This is a genomic window from Actinosynnema sp. ALI-1.44, from assembly GCF_001984155.1.
Lineage (GTDB): Bacteria > Actinomycetota > Actinomycetes > Mycobacteriales > Pseudonocardiaceae > Kibdelosporangium.
The window spans coordinates 341,777-363,957 of sequence record NZ_MTQO01000054.1 but is presented as its reverse complement, the minus strand read 5'-3'; the positions used below and the strand labels follow the sequence as shown (position 1 = coordinate 363,957).

Here is a 22,181-nt window from a genome sequence, read left to right as displayed (position 1 = left end):
AAGAGACGTCATCGATGTACACAGTGCACCTGCCCGGCTGGATCGTGCTGGCATCGTCGGGCAAGCTCGAACTGCAACTGAACCGCCTGGCACGGGGAAACCCGGGGCTCCCTGGCGGAACCGGCCAGATCATGCACGACCTGACCGCGCGCCCGGACGGTGTGCCGGTGGTCCTCCGAGAACCCCAGTCCCGGCAGAGGGACTGGAGCATCGGCCTGCACCTGGGGTCGTACGTCGTCTGGGGCTACGTGACCAACCGCGGCGACGGATACCTGATCGGACACGTGTCGCCGTTGCGGTTGTCCGACCACGATCGGCTCGCCCGTGGGTGTCTCCTGGTCAAGGCCGGATGGCACGTGGTGCGCGAAATCCGCGAGATCCCGCCGAAGAGCCAGAGCAGGTGGCCGGAACTGCGGACCCACTGGGACAGGTTGAAAGTGGGGCAAGGCGACCAACGTGCCGCTCCGGCGCTGAGCGCTCACCACACGGCGTACCTCGACACGCTCGGTGGTCTGGTCGACGCGACGCAGCGGATCCAGGAGCAGCAACGGATCTCGGCGCCGACTTATCCGTACCGCTTGGTGACGTCGGCGAGTGAGCGACGGCACAGCTCGTCGCCGATCTACGTCTTCGAGGTCGTCGGCGCTGCGGTGCCGGACCGCGGTGTCTTCGTCCAACTGCGCGGCAAGCCTGAGCAACGCGGTCAAGTCACGCGAGTTCACGACAAGCAGGTGACCGTCCGCTTCGACGAGCCAGTCGACTGGGACCACCTGGAGCAGCAAGGACAACTCGAACAGACGTCCAGCAACATCGTGTACGACAAGCAACGCGAGGCCATCGCGGCCATCCGCAACCGTGAGGCACGCAACCAGTCGCTGCTGGCCACCCTGGTGGACCACAAGGTGCGCCCGATCGAACCGGCAGACGATCTGCCTGCCGAGAAGCTGGACGAAGACCAGCAGGTCGCGTTCCAACGGGCGCTGGGCGTCCAGGACATGATGGTGGTCCTCGGCCCGCCTGGCACCGGCAAGACCCGGACGATCAGCGAGATCGCGCGGTCGTACGCGCTCGCCCACGGCCGGGGCCCGATCCTGATCGCGTCGCACACCAACCGCGCGGTCGACAACGTGCTCGCCAAGTTGCCGCGAGAGGTCACGGTCGTCCGAATCGGCAACGAGGGCAAGATCGGGCCGGAGGGAAAGCCGTTCCTGCTCGAGCGGCAGGCAGTGGACCTGCGCAAGGAGATCACGTCCAGCACCCGTGCGGCGCTGCGGAAGTACCAGAACCTGGATCTGGCGACCCGCTGGGCCGACGAACTCGGCCGTCGGCTCGACGCGCTGTCCGCTGCCGAGGTGGAGCAGCAGGCCGCCCACGGCGAGCTCACCCGGCTGCGGCGGGCGTTCGGTGGTTCCGCGCAGTCCGCTGTGGACGAAGCGGACACGACAGTTCGGAAGTACGAACATGACCAGGACCGCCGACACGGACGCTTGCAGCGCCTCGGCCGACGCAGAGCGCGGTCCGCGACTCGTGCGTCGTTGCCGGTGCTGGGCCCGTTGTTCCGCGCAGTGACCCGGTCGCGCGACAAGCGCATCCTGTCCTGTCAGGCTGAGATCGCCCGGACCGAACCCCGCCTGGCCGCCGCGCGCAGGCACCGCCGCGACGCTGAGGCGGCTCTCCACCAAGCGACCGTTCACGTTCCGGAGGTTCAAAACGCGCTGCACGTCATGGAAACCATCCAGCGGCGAGTCGCCGAGAACCGGTCAGCGGCGGTCACGGCCGCAGGCAACTGCAGAACGACCATGGCAACCATGGACACCGTCCCCGAGACGGAAGACCTGCCGCGGCTGCGAACGTGGCTGGATGACAGGATTCCGCTGCTCACCACCCGGGAGAAACTCCTGCGGGACTGGCACGACACGGTCAGCGAATCCGTCCAACAGCTGTATCCGGAACTGATCCGGTACGCCGACGTGATCGGCGCGACGTGCATCGGCGCGGCCTCCCGCCAGGAGATCGCCGGAGTCGACTTCGACATCGCGATCGTCGACGAGGCGGGTCAGATCGGGGTGACGGACGTCCTGGTTCCGCTTGTCCGGGCGAAACGCGCTGTCCTGGTGGGAGATCACCGCCAGCTGCCGCCCTTCGTGGACAGGGAGCTCAAGGTCCAGGCGGGTTCCTTCGGCGCACCCGTGCGGGACCTGCTGACGAAGAGCGCACTGGAGATGCTGCTCGAGTTCCTGCCGGACAGCCACGTCAAGCAGCTCAACCAACAGCGGCGGATGCCCGAGGTGATCGCGCGGTTCATCTCCGACGCCTTCTACGACGGCGAACTCAGGACGATGGTGCGGCGGACACACGACGACCCGCTGTTCACCAGCCCACTGGCGTTCGTCGACACGACGCACCTGCCCAGCCAGGAACGATCCGAGCGGAAGTCCCACGCGGGCAACGGCGGCATCGAGAATCCCGCCGAGGCCCGGCTGCTGTCTCGTCTCGCTGCGGACTACGACCGGCGCGGCGCGGAATGGGCGTTGATCGTGCCGTACACCGCTCAGGTCACCCTGATCAAGGACAGCCTGCGTGCCCTGTCCGTGGACGGCGACGTCATCGAGGCCAATGTCGGGACGGTGGACTCCTTCCAGGGCGGGGAGCGGGACGTGATCCTCTACGGATTCACCCGGAGCAACCGCGGCAACAAAGTGGGATTCCTCGATGAGCTGCGCAGGGCGAACGTCGCGTTCACCCGGACGAAGAGCCAGTTGGTCCTGGTCGGTGACATGGGCATGTTGCTGCGAGCGACCGACAGCGACTTCCGCGAGCTGATCACGGCCCTGCGCGACCACATCCGGGAACACGGTGATGTGCGGAGATACCGGGATCTGATGTCCACATTGACCAAGCGGGGGATGAACCCATGACTTCCGTGGCCAGGCGGAAACGCCTGATTCCGTATTCCGAACAGCGGGTGCTGGAGGACGTCGCCCACGCGCACGGCTTCGTGCCGACCCGGATCTTCGCGATCATGCTGCCCGTCTGGTGTGTCGAGGTCAGAGCGACAACGACCGACGGCAGGCCGTACGAGGTGATCGACCAGTTCCTGGAACGCGCGATCGCCGAGGCGCAGGTGTCCACCGTCGCGGACCTGAGTCGCTTCCTCTCGTTGGAACGGCCCCTGGTCGACCGGGCGATCCGGGTACTGGCGACGATCGGGCACGTCACGTTCCGCGGGGACACCATCGAGCTGACCGACCTCGGCCGCGCGTCCCTGCGGGACGACGTCTGCTATCTCGTGACGGTGCAGGACCGCCGCAAGATGTACTTCGACGCCTACCGTTCCTGGCCGTTGAGCCGCAAGTACTACGACCCCACCACGGTGACCCTGCTGCCACTGGAGGAAGTGAACTCGGCGAAGGGCAACGCAGGCCCGTCGTTCCACTTGCTGCACAGCACGCACGGATTCCGCAAGGAGGCGTTGGCGGAGCTCGCGGCCAACCCGAAACGGGACGACTACAACCTCCCGGCCCGCATCGAGAACCCGGAGTCGCTCGGCGAGGAGCTCGTCTACCTGCCGGTGTACGTGGTGCGGGCGACGGACGCGGGACGCCTGACCTACCTGGTCTACAGCCAGGCCGCCGACACGGCCGATTCCGATCTCACCGAGCTGGTGGGCCGTTCGCCGGAGATCACCGCGTCGCTGGACGCCGAGTACCACGCGGCGGACCCCGAGGACCAGAAGAAACGGATCACGCGGTGGCTCGAACGGCACAGCATGGCGCACTGCCGCCCTGTCCGGACCGCACAGGGAACCTGGCGGGTGGTCCTGCCGGAGAACGCGTTCGCGCCGTCAGGGACTGTGGGGCTGAGCAAAGTGGCGTCCTACGCCGTCCTTGACCAGGACATTCTCCACGTGTCGTGCGAGGCGCGCGGCGTCAGGGAAAGAGCGTTGCTGGAACGAGTCGACGCCTACCTGACAGCTCGTCGGAGCAGGACGTCACCGGATGTGCGGGCACACCTCGCCCGCGTCGCCACCCAACTCGGTCTTGCTTCGGTCGGCCTGCCCGAGCTCCAGCGCATGGCGGCCGCGGCAGGCAAGACCGGGATGGCCAGCGAGCTGGCGAAGATCGCGGAGGACGAATGACTTCCGACCCGAACCCGCCCGTCCGGTCGCCGGGAGGTGGCGGGATGAGCCGACGAGTCGACGCGTCGACTGCTGTCGACTTCGTGCTGCTCCTGCCGGAGTTGCTGTCCAGCCTGATGGTGATGGGTCTGCTCGGCAGTTTCCTGATGCCGCGGTCGCCGTGGCTGATCGCGGTCGTGTGGCTGCTGGCCAGTGCGTTGATCTTCCTCCCCGCGGCCGAGAAGGTGTTCGCCAGGATGAAGTTCCGGGTGCGGCGGCCGAACGAGAGCGAATTGGGGCATCTGCTGCGGCCGTGGACGTCAGTCTGCCGGGTCGCCGGCGTGCCCCATGACCGCTACACGCTCTGGATCGAGGAGTCCGACGGCGTCAACGCCCTCGCGGCGGGCGGGCACATCGTCGCGGTGACCCGGTCGGCCCTCCGGCTGCCGCCGCCGCAACTCGAGGCCATCCTCGCGCACGAACTGGGGCACCACCTCTCCGGCCACGCCTGGATGGCCCATCTGGGTTGGTACTACTCGGTGCCGGCACGGTTGTCGGTCCGACTGGCCGCTCTGGTCCTGCGTGTGCTCGACGCGGTGGGCCGGTTCCTCGGGCGTCTCGGATTCGCGTTCGCCGAACTGGCGGTCGGGTTGTGTGGCCTGTTCCTGCTGATCGCCCTGATCAGCCTGAACCCGTGGCTACTGCTGCTACCCGTGACCTCGTTGCTGCTGGCGTGGTCCAGTCGGCTCGCGGAAACGCGGGCGGACCGAGTCGCGGCGCGCCTCGGCTACGGCCAGGACTTGGTCGACGTCCTGCGGATGTGGATGCGGAACCAGGTCGGCCCCAGCCCGCGTGGCCGACGGGCGCTGCTTGCGACGCACCCTTCGCACCAGGTCAGGATCGCCAAGCTCATGGGCCACATGCACAAACCTTAGCGCTGCTCAGCATTCGCGGTGCGAGATCACGAACCCACGGCGCGGTAGCATCGCCGCTTCACTTCCATCCACATCGGGAGATGACACCTCCGTGCGACCGAGACGAAGCCTTGTCGGCGTATTGATCTCCGTTCTCGCACTTTCCGGTAGCGCCTTCGGGGCCACCGCATCCACCACTGCTTTCGGGCGCTGCACGACCGCGGATGTGCCAGTCACGCCTGTCCTGCTGCCGCGGATCGTTCGCGGACAACTTTGTCTACCTGCCAACAACACGCCCAGAACTGTGCAGCTGCTTGTCCACGGCGGTAACCGGGCCTACTGGGACACGCCCGACGGCGGCAACTACTCCTACCAGCGCGATATGGCTGCTGCTGGCTACGCCACGTTCGCGATCGATGACCTGCGCCCAGGCGACAGCTCGCAGCCGCTTACCGTGAGCACGGCGGCAACCGTTGTGCACCAGGTTGTCGCACGGCTGAGGTCCGGTTCGGTGGGCGGGAACCCGTTCGGCAGGGTCGTTCTCACCGGTGACTCGACAGGTTCCGGCATCGTCGTCCTGGCAGCGGCCGCATATCGTGACGTCGACGGTGTCGTGTTGACGGGCATGTCGCAGTCGACGGACCTGTTGAAGCTCATCGACGTCCCCGTCCTGATCGCCAGCGGCCAGGACGACCGCAGCGCTGCGATCCGCATGTGGCTCCAGGGCAATGTGGACATCTGAGCAGCGATGACGGCGCCGTAGTCCCACCGCGACCCGTTGCCCCGGTTAGTTCCCCACCGGATGTGGGTTGTTCGACCGGCACCGCCCTGCGCGAGCCGCACTAGCCTGCGTTTCCAACCGATCAGGGAGGGAACGCGGTGGATCAGGGACAGATGGACGCGCGCAACGCCGCCCTACGCGACCAAGTCGAGGACATGCTGGTGGGTCTGCGCAAGCAGACGAGGGAACTGAAGGCGGCGCAGGAGCAGGCGGCGAACGCGACCGGTGAGGCGCGCACACCGGACGGCGGGGTCGCGGTGGCCGTGAACGCGAGCGGTGTCGTCACCGATGTCCGGTTCACGTCCTGGGCGTTGATCCGCAACACACCTGACCAGCTGGGACAGCTTGTGGTGCGGACGATCCAGGCCGCCGCGGCGGACGCCCGCGCGAAGTCGGACGCCGCCATGGCCCCGCTCCGGCAGAACCTGCCGGACCTGACGGATCTCTTCCCCGACGCGCCTTCGTTGACCGCACTGAACACCGCGCCACCACCGCTTCCCGAGCCGGGCAGCGGACCAGCGGCACCACCGGTGCCACCACGCCCCCAACGGCGATCCCACGCCGAGGAACCGGATGACGAACCGCTGGGCTCGATCATGCGGAAGGGGTACCGGTGACCAGCGCCGAGATCCAGCCCGACGTGCTGCGCGCGGCCGTGCCGAAGTTCAGGGCCGCGGGTGACGACCTGACGGCGGCCATGACCACGCTCTTCACCGGTGGCCAAGGCGAAGGAGCGCCGTGGGGCAACGACGACATCGGGAAGGCGTTCGCCAAGGGCTACCTGCCCGCCGTCGAGGAGGCCCGCAAGGGGTTCACCGCGGTCAGCACGTCGACCAGGGAAACCGGTGAGGCGCTGGAGATCGCCGCACGGAAGTGGGAAGAGCGGGAGAACCAGACCACACGGAAGTACGGCGACTGATGGGCATCGAGATTCCCGGCGAGGTCAAGTGGCTGGCGGACAAGGTCGTCGGCACGTCGTGGCCGGAAGGCGACGAGACCGCGATGCGGCGCCTGGGCGACCTGTGGGAGCAGGCAGCCGAAGCCGTCGAGGAAGTGGCCAAGGACGGTGACGCGGCAGCGAAAGCCGCGCTGCCCGGCATGAAGTCCGAAGGCGGCGAGAAGTTCCGGCAGCACTGGGATGGGATCACCCGGGCGGACTACCCGAAACTGGCGGCCCTCTGCCGCGAGATCGCCGACGCGTGCCGCAAGAGCGCGACCAGCATCGAGTACACCAAGCTCAGCATCATCGCCGCGTTGGTCATCCTGGCAGCGCAGATCGCCGCTTTGGTCGCCTCCGCGATAGCCACACTGGGGTCGAGCACGGCAGGCATCCCGATCGCGATGACGGCGACCCGGGTCGTGGTCATGCGGCTGCTGACCGAACTGCTCAAGCAGATCGCCATCAACGTGGCCATCAACCTCGGTGTGGACGTCGGCATCCAGACCTACCAGGCGGCGGCGGGCAACCGCGACGAATGGGACGCGGGCAAGACCGGCAAAGCCATCCAGGCGGGTGCGATCGCCGGTGCCGCGGGCGGACTCGTCGGTGGCGGGGCGACCGCCGCCAGTATCCGGGCGGCCAACCGCCCCATCACCAGGCTCACCAACGAAGCTGGTGAGGAGATCGTCAAGCAGGAGTCGCGGGTCTTCTCCCGTGCGGTGGCCAACACGATGGGCACGAACTCGTCGAACTTCGGCAGCGCCGCAGCCAGGGGCGCCGCGCAGGGCGCAACCGCAGGGGCGATGGGCAACGTGTCGAACGACTTCGTCAACGGCAAGCGCGGCAGCGAACTGCTCGGCAGCGCGATCGCGGGCAGTTCGACCGGCGCGGTCGGCGGGGCGCTCGGCGGTACCGTCAACCGGCACGAAGGCCTGACGGACGCGTATCTCCCGGGCGGAGAAGGCCTGAACCACCGCGTCGACGGCGGGCCACGGCACCGGCAGGATCCCGTGGAACCGACCGGTCCGTGGAACTCCACCCACGCCCAGCGCATCCCCGACAGTCCGCCGAACAACGGCAACGACGAGTCCGACGAGCACCCCGAGGTCAAATGGCGTTAGGGCTTGTACGTGCCGAAATGCCAGTGGTTGCCTTCCGGGTCCCGCGCGGAGTAGTCGCGTGAGCCGTAGGGCTGGTCGGTCAGCGGGTGGGTGATCTCGGCGCCCGCCGCCACGGCCCTCTCGTGATGCGCATCCACATCGGACACTGCCGTGTAGACGGTGCACTGGACGTGTTCGAAGTCGTCGTGCGGGGTGTCGGCGAAGCTGTCCGGCGCCTCGCTGACCATCACGATGCCGTCGCCGTAGCGCAGTTCGGCGTGGGCGATCCTGCCGCCGGGGGTGAGGTCCACCGAGGCCTTCTCGAATCCGAAGGCCTCGACCAGCCAGTCGACCGCCTGCACGGCGTCGCGGTAACGGAGTGTCGGGTAGAACATGACTGGACGCTAAGCCGGTACGGGGGTGTCCGCTAGGAAAAATGGGATCCGCGCCGGGACCACCCCCGTGATCAGCTTGAAGTCCCGGTCCAGATGCGAGTGGTCGTAGTAGCCGCACTCCTGCGCGACGGCCGCGATCGACAGGTCACCCGCGGCCAACAGCCCCATGGCGTGACGGCAGCGCAACACCCTGGCCAGCGACTTCGGTGGGACGCCGACGTGCGTGCGGAACTGGGACAGCAGGTAGCGGCGGCTGCAGCCGAGCTCGTCGACCAGCGTGCCGATCGGAACCCGGCCGCGGGTCTCGGCGATCCGCCGCCAGGCGTACTCCACCAGCGGCAGCGGTGGGCGTCCCTCGGCCAGCCAGCGCGGCAGGACGTCGTCGACCAGCGCGAACCGCGACGGCCAGTCCGGCAGTCCGGCCAACTGCTCGATCAGCAGCCTGGCCTTGAGCCCGAGCACGTCGGTCAGTTCGACCACGATCCCGTTGAGCTCGTCCAGCGGCAGGCCGAGCAGGCGGCTCGCGCCGAGCGGGCTGATCATGATCTCGAAGCCGTACTGCTCGCCGACGTACTCGGTGTCGGTCCACGTGTCCTCGACCGCGGCGACGAAGCTGCCGTGGTCGCTGCCGCCGACCACCTCGATCCGGGGGCCGAAGCTCATGATCAGCGCCACGTCACCGGTCGGGATCTCCCGGCGGCGCACGGGGACGAGCGAGTTCTCCCGGTAGCCGATGTACCTGCGCACGACCCCGCGCAGCGGCGCGGCCGGCTGGGCGTCGACCATCTCCCACCAGCCGTCGGGCGAAAAAGAGCGGAAAACCCGCATGGTGTCTGTCTACCATGGGCCGAATGCCGGAAATGATCATGCGTGGCCGACGGTTCTGGTACCTCGACGTGGGCGACGGCGTTCCCGTGCTCGCCCTGCACGGCGTGTTCGGCCGGGCGTCGATCCACGAGCCGCTGGCGGAGATCCTCGGGCCCGGATACCGCCTGCTGGCCCTCGACCAGCGCGGACACGGCATGTCGGAGCACGGCGGGCCGTTCGACCGGGACGCGTTCGTCCAGGACGCGGCGGCCTTCCTCGACCGGTTCGGGCCCGCGATCGTCTACGGGCACTCGCTGGGCGGCGTGAACGCGTACCAGCTGGCCGCCCGCCGCCCCGAGCTCGTGCGTGCCCTGGTCATCCAGGACATCGGGGCGGTCACCGGCCCGCCGGTGGTCGAGCAGCCGGTGCTGGACATCAGCGGCTGGCCGAAGTTCACCCGGACGAGGGAGGAGTTCGAGGAGTTCTTCGCCGCGTTCCCGTCGCCGCCGTACTTCAACGCGAGCCTCGTGCAGACGCCGCAAGGCTGGCGCACGCTCTACGACTACGACGACATGATGGCCGTCCAGCACGGCAACGTCGGCAACTGGTGGAGCGACTGGCTGGGGTCGTCGTGCCCCGCCTTGGTGCTGCACGGCTCGGAGAGCCCCCTACTCCCCGCGGCGCACGCCCGGCAGATGCTCGAACGGCCGAACACCGAACTCGCGGAGTTCCCGGGCAGCGGCCACTGGCTGCACGACGACGACCCGGAGCGGTTCGCATTGGTCGTCCGCACGTTCGTGAACAGCGTGCGTCATGACGGGGAACCCTGAACCCCGGGCCGAGAATAGGGGTAGCGCTGGGGCCTGCCGGTCAGCACAGTGATACCGATCGGTAAGTCCACAAGGGAGTCAGACGTGCCCAACCTGCTCAAGCGCGCCTCAGTTCTCTCGGCCAGCGCCCTCACCGCGATCGTGCTCGGCACCGGAACGGCCCACGCGGCCCTCACCCCGGCCCAGCTGGCCACGGTGACCGACGACTACTCGTTCTCGAAGTCGTTGCCGCAGTTCAGCTCGATCCGCAACAACCGCCCGTACGCCGACCAGTTGGACTGGTCATCGGACGCCTGCTCGTGGTCGCCGGACAAGCCCTTCGGCTTCGACTTCAAACCGGCATGCCACCGCCACGACTTCGGCTACCGCAACAACAAGCGCCAAGGCCGCTGGAACGCGGACAAGAAGCTGCGCGTGGACAACAAGTTCAAGGACGACATGTACTCCATCTGCGGCGGCAACCTCGCCTGCAAGGGAACGGCGAACGTGTACTACGCCGCCGTGCGCAAGTGGGGCACCTGAGTAGTGTTGTCGGGTGCTCGAGTCCCTCGCGCTGGCTGTCGGCCGTCAAGTAGCCACCCACGCCACCCGGGCCTGGCTCGGGCACCGCACAAAATCCCTCGAACGCACTTCGTCGTTGCCCGACCTGCTGGCAACGGGGGTGACCGACCAGTTCGCCCGCCGCAAGCTGGCACGTCAACTGGAGGACATCGGCGACCAGGTCGCGCAGCGGATCACGCCGTTGACCGGCGAGTTCCCCGATCTGCCTGACAACGAGAAGACCGCCGCGCTCGACGCCGTGGTCTCCTCGTTGGCCGGGCTGTCCGACGATCTGCTGTTCGGCGTGGATCTGGACAGGGTGCGGCTCGCTGGTGCGGTGCGGCAGCCTGTACGTGACCTCAACGAGTCCGCCCAGGCGTTGTACAACCGCGTTTTGGATGAGACATGTGCGTGTTTGGTCAACGTGATCAAGCACTTGCCCGCAGCAGAACCCCCTTTCTGGTCCGGCTGCGTAGCTATCCCGACGGAGCGTTGCCGCAACCCCAGGACATGCTCGCCACCAACGCGAGGCCCATCGCTGGGCAGGCGCCGGACGGCTGGGCGAACCGCGTCTTCGACTCGGGCAGGGCTCTGCTGCTGGTTGACGGCGTCGACGAACTGCGGGCCGAGCGGCGGCCGAAAGTCAGCAAGTGGCTGACCGACCTGCTCACCGCCTACCCTCAGACACACATCGTCGTGACGTCCCGCCCCGGCGCGGCGGACGCCGACTGGCTGCGTGGCTTCCGATCGCTCGTACTCGAGCCGATGACGCCGTCGGACGTGACGGAGTTCTGCAGGCGCTGGCACTCGGCGATCCGGCAGACCGACCACCCCGCGGATCTCGACGACTACGAGACCGCGCTGGCCAGGAACCTGGAAAGTCGTCGGCACCTCAGGACGCTGGCGTCGAGCCCTTTGCTGTGCGCGCTGCTGTGGGGAACGAGGAAAGCGGAGTTCCTGCGCGACCTGGTGTCGATAGAGCTGCTGCACCTGATCGACTGCGGCAAGATCGAAAGCCTGGCCGCCCTGACGGCGGCCAAGCGCCTGCGGGAACTCGGTATCCACGGCTGTTTCCGGATGCCGCGCCTACCGGAGTTGAACTCGCTCACGACCCTTGACCTCGGACAGCTCTCCTACCTGACCGCCGCGCACCTCGACCCGGTCCTGGGCCAGTTGGACAGCTTGCGCATGGTCCACTGCCCGTCCGTGCGGGACCTCAGCCCACTGGCGGGTTCCCCGATTTCCCGCCTCCACCTGGTGCACTGCTCGGTCACCGAGCTGACCGCCCTGCGGGCGATGCCCGCGTTGCGGGAACTCAGGTTCCTGAGTGAGGTGCCAGTGGATTTCCGCCCGCTGGCCGGTCTCCCGACACCGCTCACGATCTGGACGAGTCCCGCCCAAGCGGAGCAGCTTCCGCCGCTCGGGCCGAATGTGACCGTGAAGATCCTCCGCTAGTCAGCGAGTCCGGTCCAGCAGAGCGAACAGGTCCTCCCAGTGCCGCTTCTCGCCTTCTTCGTGGTACATCGCCGTGTCCGACATCGTGAAGCCGTGCGGTGCGCCCTCGTACACCTCAGAGCGGTACCGCACACCGGCGTTGTCCAGCGCGGCTTCCAGGGTCTTGATGTTCTCCGCCGTCATGGAGTGGTCCTGGTCGGCGTGGGCGAAGAACGCCTCGCCCGTGATGTTTCCGACGCTCAGATGTGGACTGTCGGGCTTGTCCGTTGCCAAGCGACCCGCGTGGAACGTCGCCACGGCTTTGATCCGGGACGGGTGCGCCTCGATCGCGCGCAGGGCGTTCGTTCCGCCCATGCAGTAGCCGACCACAACCACCGGCTCCGCGGACACGCCGTCCCGCGCCGTGAAGAAGTCCAGATAGGACTCCGTGTCCGCCGCGATCCGCTCGGGTGTCAACTGCTGGACCATCGGCATGATCTTGCCGAACAGCGCACTGCGCTTGTCCGGGTCCGCCATGTCCGCCATGTCGAACTGCGGACACCTTCCGCCGCGGTAGAGGATGTTCGGCGCCAGCACCGCGTATCCCCGCTCCGCTATCCGATCCGCCATCTCGAAGAGCCTCGGCCGCAGGCCGAACGCGTCCTCGAACAGCAACACTCCCTGATGCGGGCCACCTTCGGGGACAACCAGGTATGAATCGGCCGTTCCGTCCTTTGTGGGCACATCGACCATCATGCGTTGAGCTCCCTCACCAGTGCTGATCACCCACGTGGTGAGGCTACTCCTCACTTTCCGGTTCTGCCCCGCCGCCGCGGATCGAGAACAGCACCGACTCCAGTTCCTCCGGTTTGACCAGGACCTCCCGTGCCTTCGAGCCTTCCGACGGGCCGACGACGCCACGGCTCTCCAACAGGTCCATCAACCGGCCCGCCTTGGCGAACCCGACGCGCAGTTTGCGCTGGAGCATCGACGTCGAGCCGAACTGGGACGTCACGATCAGCTCGGTCGCCTGGAGCAGCACGTCGAGGTCGTCGCCGATGTCGGAGTCGATCTCCTTCTTCTGCCCGCCGCCCGCGGTCGTCACACCTTCGGTGTACTCCGGCTGCGCCTGGTCCTTGCTGAACGCGACGACCGCCGCGATCTCCTCGTCGCTGACGTACGCGCCCTGCACGCGGATCGGTTTCGACGCGCCCATCGGCAGGTAGAGCGCGTCACCCATGCCGATCAGCTTCTCCGCGCCCGGCTGGTCCAGGATCACGCGCGAGTCGATCAGCGAGGACGTGGCGAACGCCAGCCGCGACGGCACGTTCGTCTTGATCAGACCCGTCACCACGTCCACCGATGGCCGCTGTGTCGCCAGTACCAGGTGGATACCGGCGGCGCGGGCCTTCTGGGTGATCCGGACGATCGCGTCCTCCACGTCCCGCGGCGCGGTCATCATCAGGTCCGCGAGCTCGTCGACGATCGCCAGGATGTACGGGTACGGCCGGTATTCGCGTTCGCTGCCCGGCGGCGCGGTGATCTCGCCGGACTTCACCTTCTTGTTGAAGTCGTCGATGTGCCGCACCCGGTTGACCTGCATGTCCTGGTAGCGCTGCTCCATCTCCTCGACCAGCCACGCCAGCGCCGCCGCTGCCTTCTTCGGCTGCGTGATGATCGGGGTGATCAGGTGCGGGATGCCCTCGTAGGGCGTCAGCTCGACCATCTTCGGGTCGACGAGGACCATCCGCACCTCGTCCGGCGTCGCCCTGGCCAGCAGGGACACCAGCAGTGAGTTGACGAAGCTGGACTTGCCGGAACCGGTCGACCCCGCGCACAGCAGGTGCGGCATCTTGGCCAGGTTCGTGGTGACCATGTTGCCTTCGATGTCCTTGCCGAGGCCGACGACCATCGGGTGCGCGTCGTTGACAGCGGTCGGCGAGCGCAACACGTCACCGAGGCGGACCATCTCGCGGTCGTTGTTGGGCACCTCGATGCCCACCGCCGACTTCCCCGGGATCGGCGCGAGCAGCAGGATGTTGTCGGTGGCCACCGCGTAGGCGATGTTCTTGGTCAACGCGGTGATCTTCTCGACCTTCACACCGGGGCCGAGCTCGACCTCGTAGCGGGTCACTGTCGGGCCCCTGGTGAAGCCGGTGACCTGGGCGTCCACGTTGAACTGGTCGAGAACGCCGGTGATCGCCTCGATGATCATGTCGTTGGCCCGGCTGCGGCTCTTGGGCACGTCGCCCTCGGTCAGCAGCGTCGGCGGCGGCAGCTGGTAGTCGCCCTCCACCACGCGTGCCGTGGCCATCGGCAGCTTCTCCTGGACCGGCTGTTTCTTCGCCTTCGGCTCACGCGGCGGCTTGGGCCGCTGCGGGGGCTGCTCCTCGACCTGCGGGGGCGGCGGGGGCGGCGTCTCCTCGGCCGCGGGTTCCGCCATGGACGCCTGGCGGCGCCGGGACGGGCGGCGGAGCTTGACCTCGGCGGGCTCGACGGGCTCCGCTTCCTGCTGCTGCTCGTCGGCGATGTCGTCCGGGTCACGGCCGAGCTCACGCAGCCGGTTCGGGATCTGCTTGATGGGCGTGCCGGTGAACAGCAGGACGCCGTACGCCAGGGCCAGGATCAGCAGCGGCAACGCGACCCACGCCGAGACGCCCTTGGCGAGCAGACCACCGGAGAGGTAGCCGAGGAAGCCGCCGCCGAACATCTGCTCGGCGTTCGTCTCGCCGCCGTTGAGCAGGTGCAACATGCCGAGCAGCGCGAACGTCATCAGCAACGAGCCGATGACCAGCCGCGACCGCGCCTCCGGTTTGGGGTCCGACCGCATCAGCGTGATCCCGATGACGATCAGGGCGAGCGGGAACGCCACGGCACCAGCGCCGATCACCGAGCGGACGCCGATCTCGACGTTGCGGCCGATCGGACCGGCAGCGCGCCACCAGACAGCGGCCGCGATGATCACAGCGAGCGCGATGTAGCCGAACGCCAGCCCGTCACGCCGGTGCGCGGGGTCGAGGTCCTTGGTCTTGCCGAGGGTGCGAGCCAGCCCACCGGCGCCTTTCGCCAGCAGGTTCCACGTGCCCTTGACGGCTTTGCCCGCGGTCTTGCCCGCGGTCGCGTTGGACTTGCGCGGGGCAGGCCGCGCCGGGGCAGGTTTCCTCGCCGCCGCAGCGGGTTTCTTGCGTGCGGTGGTTCCCTTTTTGGCGGTTGTCGACCGGCTCGTCGCCATGCGCCCCACGGTAGTCGCTTCACCCGTCTCTGTGGTCCCGGCTGTAACAGGCCAGCCCAGGTCGCAAGGTCATGACCCGGGCATGCCATGCTCCGGTCCATGGTTGCGCTGTACCGGGATGGAGACGAGCCGACACGCCGCACGACGCCGGGTTCATCCATTTCGCCCGTGTGGCGGGGGATGTTGGAGACCAACCGGGGGTTTGTCGCATTGGCCGGCAACCTCCGGGTGACCGGCACCGTGCCGCAGGAGCTGCGAAACGAGCCACTGGTGTTCGCGCCGAACCACATCGGCGTGTTCGACCCGTTCGTGGTGCTCAAAGCCTGCTACCAGATCGGCATCGCGCCCAAGTTCATGCTCGCCGCGGGCCTGCTGGACACGCCGGTCGTCGGCTGGGGCCTGCGGCACGCGGGAGCGCTGCGCGTGGAGCGCGGCCAGTCGACGGTGCTGGAGTCCTTCGCCAAGGCCGTCGAAGCGATCAAGGCGGCGGACGCGCCGCTGCTGGTCTACCCGGAAGGCAGGATCACCCACGAGCGCGGCATGTGGCCGGAACGCGGGAAGACGGGCGTGGCCAGGATCGCACTGGCGGCGAACGCCAAAGTGATCCCGATCTCGCAGTGGGGTGCGCACGAGGCGGCGGTCTGGGGAACGGAGACCGTGCGGGGCTGGTCGGACATCAAACCCGTGCTGGGCTCGTTCCTGCGCGCGATGACGAGGCGCCCGACATTCAAAGTGCACTTCGGCGACCCGATCGACCTCGCCGACCTTTCGTCGGACAAACCAGGCGACGCGGTCCGCGCCCACAGAAGGATCATGCAGGCGATCACCGACAACCTGGTGGAACTGCGCCCGGACGAACCGGATATGCCCGCGTTCCACGATCCGACCCGGCCGACGGACACCGTCTCGCCATGGCGCCCGTAGTTCGGCGTGATCGATTCAACCGGCTGATGGCGGGGCGGTGATCCCGCCGCTTCCTGCATGCTGGGAAATCGGGCGCGTGGAGGCCGTCGGGAATCGCAGACTGGCATGAGTGACCACCAAAACGAAGACACTGGTTACCACTCGCGCACGGGGAACCGCTCTCGTCCTGGCCGCGTCGGCGTTCTTCGCCACGTCAGGGCCGCTGGCGAAACCGGCCATGGCGGCCGGGCTGACGCCGCAGCAGGTGGTCAGCGTGCGGATCGGGCTGGCCGCGGTTCTCCTCGGCGTCGGTGTCGCCGTCTTCAGCCCCCGCTTCCTCCGGGTCGGCAGGCGGGACTGGCGGGTGATCCTCGGCTTCGGCCTGTTCGGGGTCGCCGGGGCGCAGACCATGTACTTCGCCGGGGTTTCCCGGCTGCCCGTCGGCATCGCCATGCTGCTGGAGTTCACCTCTCCGCTGCTGGTCGCCCTGTGGATCCGGTTCGTCCGCAAGACTGTCCTGCCCGCGAAGGCGTGGGCGGGCACCGCCGTCGCCGTGTTCGGGCTCGCGATGGTCGCGCAGGTGTGGGACGGCTTGCGGCTGGACACGATCGGTGTGCTCGCCGGTGTCGCGTCCGCGATCTGTGCCGCTTGCTACTTCCTCGTCGGTGAGCACGGCCTGACGACGATGCACCCGCTGACGATGGCGACCTACGGCTTGTTCGTCGGCGCGGTGATCCTGTTCGTCATCGCGCCACCGTGGACGCTGCCGCGCGACATCCTGGTCAAGCCGACGCCGCTTGGTCCCGTGTGGACGCTCCTGGTCGCGGTCGCCGTCCTGTCGACCGCGATCGCCTACTCGGTCGGGATGAGCGCACTGCGACACTTGCCGTCCACTGTGGTCAGTGTGTTGTCGCTGGCCGAGCCGGTGATCGCCACCGCTGTCGCGTGGGCGGTGCTCGACGAGGAGCTCACTGTGATCCAGATCATGGGCGGTATCACGCTGTTGGCGGGAGCCTTCGTGGTCCAGCGTGCGTCTCAACCCTCGGCAGGACAGGAACTCCACCCGAGGCCTGATGACGGCACCGCGATCGTGGCGGGAAGCTTGTCCACACCGACGAAAACGTGAAAACACACTGGGGGTAGGGCCCGGCCGCACGCGGTCGGGCCCTGTCGCGTATGACGCGGCTGGCCAAGGAAGTGGGGCAGAAGGCGGCCGAAGAGGCAGCAGCCACCCAGACTTCACCGTGGGCGCGGACCAGCCAGGTATCTGCAAGGGCGACGCGGGTGGCGCGATCTACCCGATCGCGGTCCGGGGTTGGAGCGCGCGGGCCTCCTTCCAGCCGGGAAGGAGGCCCGCGTCCGTTCACACTGGAATGACAGTCGGCACGATCATCGGGCGCCTGCGGTACTTCTCCGCGACCCAGCGGCCCACGACCCGGCGGACGATCTGCGCGATGCGGTGCGTGTCGGTGATGCCTTCGGCTTCCGTGCGCGACAACTCCATCTCCACCAGGGCGACGACCTCGTCCAACGCCTTGGGGTCGTCGGAGAAACCGCGGCCGGAGATGCTCGGCGGCGTCACGGCACGGCCGGTGCCCCCCTCCACCGCGACGGTGATCGAGATGAAACCGCCCTCGCCCAGGACGAGGCGGTCGGACAAAGTCGACTCGCCCACATCACCGACGGACAACCCGTCGACGTAGACGTGCCCGACCTCGACGCGGCCGACGATCCGGGCGATGCCGTCGACCAGGTCGACCACCACACCGTCCTCGGCCAGCACCACCTGGCTCTCAGCGACGCCCGTGGCGATGGCCAGCGCGGCGTTGGCCCGCAGGTGCCGCCATTCGCCGTGCACCGGCATCACGTTGGACGGCCGGACTGCGTTGTACAGGTACAACAACTCGCCCGCCGACGCGTGCCCGGACACGTGCACCTTCGCGTTGCCCTGGTGCACGACGTGCGCACCGAGCCGGGCGAGGCCGTTGACCACGCCGAACACGGCGGTCTCGTTGCCGGGGATCAGTGAACTCGCCAGCACGACCGTGTCACCCGGACGGATCGAGATCTGCCTGTGCTCGCCACGGGCCATCCTGGACAGCGCCGACAACGGCTCGCCCTGGCTGCCGGTCGAGACGAACAACACCTCGTTCTCCGGCAGCTCCATCGCCTCGTGCAGGTCGATCAGCAGGTTCTCCGGCATGGTCAGCAGGCCCAGCTCACCGGCGATGCCCATGTTGCGGACCATCGAACGGCCGACGAACGCCACCCGCCTGCCGTGCTTCACCGCGACGTCCAGCACCTGCTGCACGCGATGCACGTGGCTGGCGAAACACGCCACGATCACCCGCTGGGTGGCCCGCGCGATGACGTTGTCGATCACCGGGCCGATCTCGCGCTCCGGCGTCACGAACCCGGGGACCTCGGCGTTCGTCGAGTCCACCAGGAACAGGTCGACGCCTTCGTCGCCGAGCTGCGAGAACCCGCCGAGGTCGGTCAGCCTGCCGTCCAGCGGCAGCTGGTCGAGCTTGATGTCGCCGGTGTGCAGCACGAGGCCCGCCGGTGTGCGGATCGCCACGGCCAACGCGTCCGGAATGGAGTGGTTGACCGCGAAGAACTCCAGGTCGAACGGGCCGGCGCTGCGCCGCTCGCGCTCGGTCACCTCCACGAGCACCGGGTCCTGGCGGTGTTCCTTGCACTTGGCGGCCAGCAGCGCGAGGGTGAACCTCGAGCCGATCACCGGGAGGTCCGCGCGCAGTCTGAGCAGGAACGGGACCGCTCCGATGTGGTCCTCGTGGCCGTGCGTCAGCACGATCCCGTCGACGTCGTCCAGGCGGTCCTCGATCGCACGGAAGTCCGGCAGGATCAGGTCGACGCCGGGCTGCTGGTCCTCGGGGAACAGCACGCCGCAGTCGACGATCAGCAGCCTGCCGTCGTACTCGAAGACCGTCATGTTGCGGCCGACCTCGCCGATTCCGCCGAGAGCGACCACGCGGAGCCCGCCCTCGGCCAGCCGCGGCGGGAGGTTCTGCGAGGTATCGATCACCTACTAACCGTCTCAGATGACGATCGCACGGCGTCAGGCAGTCCGAGCGACACGCCGGAAACAGCCAGATCGGCGGCGATCGCGGCGGTCTGCTCGTCGGTCGCGGGCATGATCGGCAGCCTCGGGTCACCCACGTCGAGGCCACGCAGCCGCAGCGCCGTCTTGACGAACGCCAGGCCAAGGCCGGGGCCGGTACGGCCCATGGCGCGGTTCACGGCGACCAGGCCGCGGTTGTGCGCCAGCGCGCCCTTGACGTCGCCGGACTCGTACGCGTCCAGCATCAGCCGCAGGCGATCGGCCACCACGTGCCCGATCACGCTGGCGAACCCGACGGCGCCGACCGACAGCCACGGCAGGTTCAGCACGTCGTCGCCCGAGTAGTAGGCCAGGCCGGTGTTGGCCATCACGTCGCACCCGGCGTTCAGGTCGCCCTTGGCGTCCTTCACCGCGACGATCCGCGAGTGCTCGGCCAGGCGGAACAGGGTCGCGGTCTCGATCGGGGTGACCGCGCGCGGCGGGATGTCGTAGAGCATCACCGGCAGGTCCGTGGCGTCGGCGATCGCGGTGAAGTGCGCGATCAGGCCCGCCTGGGACGGCCGCGAGTAGTACGGGGTCACCGCGAGCAGGCCGTGCGCTCCCGCGGCCTCGAGCTTCTTCGAGAGCTTCACGCTGTGCGCTGTGTCGTACGTGCTGCCACCGCTGACGAGGGTGGCGCGGTCGCCGACGGCGTCGGCGACGGCACGGACCAGTTCGACCTTCTCGTCGTCGGTCGTGGTCGGCGCTTCGCCGGTGGTGCCGTTGAGCACGAGCCCGTCGTTGCCGAGGGCGACCAGGTGGGTGGCGAGCTCCTGGGCCTTGGCCAGATCAAGCGCGCCACTCGCGTCGAACGGGGTGACCATCGCGGTCAGAACACGGCCGAACGGACGACCGGGAGCAGCGGAAGGACATCTGGTCATGTCGCTGAAGATACCCGCTTCACCTGCGGGGATATGCCTCAGCATCCCTTTGGCGGAAATTCGACGGCGACTGGCCGTCCCTGCTTTAAAAGCTTCGTTTCGTGCCCCGGATCTCCGCCACAGCGACCTCGTCGCCGGAGAATTCGACACGGCATTCGTCACGTCCGAACGCGTGCAGCAACAGCTCTCCCGGGGCGCCCGAAATCGTCACCGCGTTCGGGCCGCGATGCCCCACGATGGTCTCGCCGTCCGGCCGTCGCAGCAGCACACCGACCACGCTGTGGCGGTACGCGCGGCGTCCCGCGTACCGGAGCGTGCGCCACAGCAGTTCGTCACGCGACGGATCCGACGGGCGCGGCTCCCAGCCCGGGACGGCACGGCGGACGTCCTCGTGGTGGATGAAGTACTCGGCGCCGTTGATCAGGTCGTTGAGCGCTCCGAGGCTGAACGGCGACCAGCGCGGCGGGCCCGTGCGCACCAGGTCGACCAGGTCGTCCCACGGTTTCGCGGCGAACTCGTCCTGGACGCGCCGGGTGCGGGCGGCGAGCGCGGGCACGGCGATGCCCCCGGCCGCGTCCGGGCGGCGGTCGCGCAGCACCAGGTGCGCGGCCAGGTCCCTGGTCTGCCAGCCTTCGCAGAGGGTCGGCGCATCGGGGCCGACCTCTTCGAACAGGATGCTCAGCCGTTCACGTTCGTCGCTCGCGAGACCCATACCGACACGGTACTCAGGAATTCTCATCCGGGACGATCGAGCCGGTCATGGCGGAGCCGTCCTGCGGCCACGCGAGGCAGTAGATCGAGCGCTGCGGCGACTTGCCTGCCCAAGCGTCCTGTGAGGGAACAAGCGCAACGACATTCATCGCCTTGTCGCCTTTGACCACTTCGTCGGACGCGTAGAACATGGCGCACGAACTTTCGGCGAAACGCTGCAACGCGCCGTCCGCGGGATAAGTAGTGCCGGGTTTGCCCTTGTCCTTGTCCGCTGTCTTCATGCCGGTCTTGTACTCCATGAAGACCTCGGCGCGGTGGCTCTCCTTGTCGCAGTCGACGACCCCGTCGTACTGCGTCTTGTCCGCGGGCACCGCGTTGAGGCAGGACTTGCCCGAACTGAAGTACACGTCGAAGACTGGGATGTTGCCGCCGAGCCCGTAGGTCAGCGTCGGCTGGAGCTTGCCGTTGTCACCGGCGGCCGCGGTCGACGTGAACAGGCCGCGGCCGAACCAGCCCGCGGTGAGCATCACCACGGCGAGCACCGCGACCAGCGCGATCACCTGCGGACGGCGGCTCTTGGGCTGCTGGGCGCCGGTCGACGGCGGTTGCGCCGACCACACCGGCGCGGTCGGGCCGGTGTTCATCGCCACCTGCGTCGCCTGCCCCAGCAGGGCGCGGACCTGCGGCGCGGTCGGCCGCCCGTCCGGGTTCGAGTTCAACAGCCCCATGATCAACGAGGCCAGCGGGCCGCGGCAGCGGGTCAGGAACGCGACCTCGTTCATGATCGCCTGGATCGACGCGGCCGTGGTCTGCCGGTCGTACGCGCCGTAGCCCTCGACCGCGAAGAACAACGTGGCACCCAGCGCCCACAGATCCGACGCGGGCACGGCCTCGTGGCCCTGCAGGCGCTCGGGCGACATGTACGTCGGCGAGCCGATCAGCGTGCCGCTGGTGGTCAGCCGCGGGTCGTCGGTGGACTGCGCGATGCCGAAGTCGGTCAGCTTCACCCGGCCGTTGGAGTCGATCATCACGTTGCTGGGCTTGACATCCCGGTGCACGATCCCGGCGCGGTGCGCGGTCTCCAAAGCGGACACCAGCTGCACGGCGATCTGCGCGGTGTACGCCTCGTTCAACGCGCCCTGCCTGCGCACGATGTCGGTCAGCGTGGGGGCCTCGATCAGCTCCATCACGATGAACGTGTTGCCGTGTTCCTGGACGACGTCGTAGACGGTGACGATCGCGGGGTCGTTGAGCCTGCCCGCGGTCCGCGCCTCGCGCAGCACCCGTTCCTCGAAGATGTGGCGTTCCTGCGGGTCGATGCCCTCCGGCAGGTGCAGTTCCTTGATCGCCACCTTGCGGCCGAGCGTGCGGTCCTCGGCCAGCCAGACCACGCCCATCCCACCGCGGCCGATCTCCCGCACGATCACGTAGCGGCCGCTGACGATGCGTTGCTGCTGTGCGTACTCCTGGGACAC

20 protein-coding genes and 1 pseudogene are annotated in these 22,181 nt (G+C 68.2%); 13 read left to right on the top strand and 8 right to left on the bottom strand.

Annotated elements, in window-relative coordinates; translation table 11 throughout:
- Window positions 1–14: 14 nt before the first annotated feature.
- The 7 genes from ALI144C_RS48660 (at window position 15) to ALI144C_RS48630 (ending at window position 7,873) form a co-directional block, all read left to right on the top strand.
- A complete protein-coding gene (locus ALI144C_RS48660; protein WP_076994094.1) occupies window positions 15–2,918 on the top strand; it encodes a DEAD/DEAH box helicase in 2,904 nt (967 codons plus the stop codon).
- Window positions 2,915–4,138: a hypothetical protein gene (locus ALI144C_RS48655; protein WP_076994093.1), complete on the top strand. Its 1,224-nt coding sequence runs from the start codon at window positions 2,915–2,917 to the stop codon at window positions 4,136–4,138. Before ALI144C_RS48660 ends, ALI144C_RS48655 begins: the two co-directional genes overlap by 4 nt.
- 44 nt (window positions 4,139–4,182) lie before the next feature.
- The gene (locus tag ALI144C_RS48650; protein ID WP_076994826.1) at window positions 4,183–5,052 is read left to right on the top strand and encodes a M48 family metalloprotease; all 870 of its coding nucleotides are present in this window, start codon (window positions 4,183–4,185) and stop codon (window positions 5,050–5,052) included.
- A 283-nt stretch (window positions 5,053–5,335) separates the two neighbouring features.
- Complete coding sequence (locus tag ALI144C_RS48645) at window positions 5,336–5,773, top strand: alpha/beta hydrolase (protein ID WP_076994092.1); 438 nt, start codon at window positions 5,336–5,338, stop codon at window positions 5,771–5,773.
- Window positions 5,774–5,910: 137 nt separating this feature from the next.
- Window positions 5,911–6,429 carry a YbaB/EbfC family nucleoid-associated protein gene (locus ALI144C_RS48640; RefSeq protein WP_143231354.1) on the top strand — a complete coding sequence of 173 codons (519 nt, stop codon included), beginning with the start codon at window positions 5,911–5,913 and terminating at the stop codon, window positions 6,427–6,429.
- Window positions 6,426–6,731: a hypothetical protein gene (locus ALI144C_RS48635; protein WP_076994090.1), complete on the top strand. Its 306-nt coding sequence runs from the start codon at window positions 6,426–6,428 to the stop codon at window positions 6,729–6,731. The genes ALI144C_RS48640 and ALI144C_RS48635 overlap by 4 nt, the downstream gene beginning before the upstream one ends.
- On the top strand, window positions 6,731–7,873 hold the full coding sequence (locus ALI144C_RS48630) for a WXG100-like domain-containing protein (protein ID WP_076994089.1): 1,143 nt from the start codon (window positions 6,731–6,733) through the stop codon (window positions 7,871–7,873). The genes ALI144C_RS48635 and ALI144C_RS48630 overlap by 1 nt, the downstream gene beginning before the upstream one ends.
- Here ALI144C_RS48630 and ALI144C_RS48625 read toward each other — a convergent pair.
- Together ALI144C_RS48625 and ALI144C_RS48620 are read right to left on the bottom strand one after the other, a co-directional pair.
- Entirely contained in the window at window positions 7,870–8,247 is a 378-nt protein-coding gene (locus tag ALI144C_RS48625; protein WP_076994088.1) for a VOC family protein, read from the bottom strand. The genes ALI144C_RS48630 and ALI144C_RS48625 overlap by 4 nt on opposite strands.
- Before the next feature lie 9 nt (window positions 8,248–8,256).
- Window positions 8,257–9,075, bottom strand: coding sequence for a helix-turn-helix domain-containing protein (locus ALI144C_RS48620; protein WP_076994087.1), 819 nt, complete (start codon window positions 9,073–9,075; stop codon window positions 8,257–8,259).
- Window positions 9,076–9,098: 23 nt separating this feature from the next.
- Between ALI144C_RS48620 and ALI144C_RS48615 the strand changes: the two genes are divergently transcribed.
- From ALI144C_RS48615 to ALI144C_RS48605, 4 genes and pseudogenes are all read left to right on the top strand, one after another.
- Entirely contained in the window at window positions 9,099–9,884 is a 786-nt protein-coding gene (locus ALI144C_RS48615; protein ID WP_076994086.1) for an alpha/beta fold hydrolase, read from the top strand.
- A gap of 84 nt (window positions 9,885–9,968) precedes the next feature.
- Complete coding sequence (locus ALI144C_RS48610) at window positions 9,969–10,406, top strand: phospholipase (protein ID WP_083754053.1); 438 nt, start codon at window positions 9,969–9,971, stop codon at window positions 10,404–10,406.
- A 13-nt stretch (window positions 10,407–10,419) separates the two neighbouring features.
- Window positions 10,420–10,863, top strand: a pseudogene (locus ALI144C_RS59275) (NACHT N-terminal Helical domain 1-containing protein); the annotation flags it as partial.
- Complete coding sequence (locus ALI144C_RS48605; protein WP_076994085.1) at window positions 10,830–11,879, top strand: NACHT domain-containing protein; 1,050 nt, start codon at window positions 10,830–10,832, stop codon at window positions 11,877–11,879. The pseudogene ALI144C_RS59275 and the gene ALI144C_RS48605, both read left to right, overlap by 34 nt.
- On the opposite strand, the gene ALI144C_RS48600 is transcribed toward ALI144C_RS48605, so the two are convergent.
- Window positions 11,880–12,614, bottom strand: a complete 735-nt coding sequence (locus tag ALI144C_RS48600; protein ID WP_076994084.1) for a dienelactone hydrolase family protein — start codon at window positions 12,612–12,614, stop codon at window positions 11,880–11,882.
- Window positions 12,615–12,657: 43 nt separating this feature from the next.
- Window positions 12,658–15,090, bottom strand: a complete 2,433-nt coding sequence (locus tag ALI144C_RS48595; protein WP_076994083.1) for an FtsK/SpoIIIE family DNA translocase — start codon at window positions 15,088–15,090, stop codon at window positions 12,658–12,660.
- An 87-nt stretch (window positions 15,091–15,177) separates the two neighbouring features.
- Here ALI144C_RS48595 and ALI144C_RS48590 point away from each other — a divergent pair, with 87 nt between their 5' ends.
- Together ALI144C_RS48590 and ALI144C_RS48585 are read left to right on the top strand one after the other, a co-directional pair.
- Entirely contained in the window at window positions 15,178–16,014 is an 837-nt protein-coding gene (locus ALI144C_RS48590; RefSeq protein ID WP_143231352.1) for a lysophospholipid acyltransferase family protein, read from the top strand.
- Between the two features lie 109 nt (window positions 16,015–16,123).
- Entirely contained in the window at window positions 16,124–17,119 is a 996-nt protein-coding gene (locus tag ALI144C_RS48585) for an EamA family transporter (protein WP_076994082.1), read from the top strand.
- Between the two features lie 237 nt (window positions 17,120–17,356).
- On the opposite strand, the gene ALI144C_RS48580 is transcribed toward ALI144C_RS48585, so the two are convergent.
- The 4 genes from ALI144C_RS48580 to ALI144C_RS48565 form a co-directional block, all read right to left on the bottom strand.
- Window positions 17,357–19,039 carry a ribonuclease J gene (locus tag ALI144C_RS48580; RefSeq protein ID WP_076994081.1) on the bottom strand — a complete coding sequence of 561 codons (1,683 nt, stop codon included), beginning with the start codon at window positions 19,037–19,039 and terminating at the stop codon, window positions 17,357–17,359.
- Window positions 19,036–19,995, bottom strand: coding sequence for a 4-hydroxy-tetrahydrodipicolinate synthase (dapA, locus tag ALI144C_RS48575; protein ID WP_076994080.1), 960 nt, complete (start codon window positions 19,993–19,995; stop codon window positions 19,036–19,038). Before dapA ends, ALI144C_RS48580 begins: the two co-directional genes overlap by 4 nt.
- Window positions 19,996–20,080: 85 nt before the next feature.
- Window positions 20,081–20,707, bottom strand: a complete 627-nt coding sequence (locus tag ALI144C_RS48570) for a TIGR03085 family metal-binding protein (protein ID WP_076994079.1) — start codon at window positions 20,705–20,707, stop codon at window positions 20,081–20,083.
- 13 nt (window positions 20,708–20,720) lie between these two features.
- Entirely contained in the window at window positions 20,721–22,181 is a 1,461-nt protein-coding gene (locus tag ALI144C_RS48565) for a serine/threonine-protein kinase (protein ID WP_076994078.1), read from the bottom strand.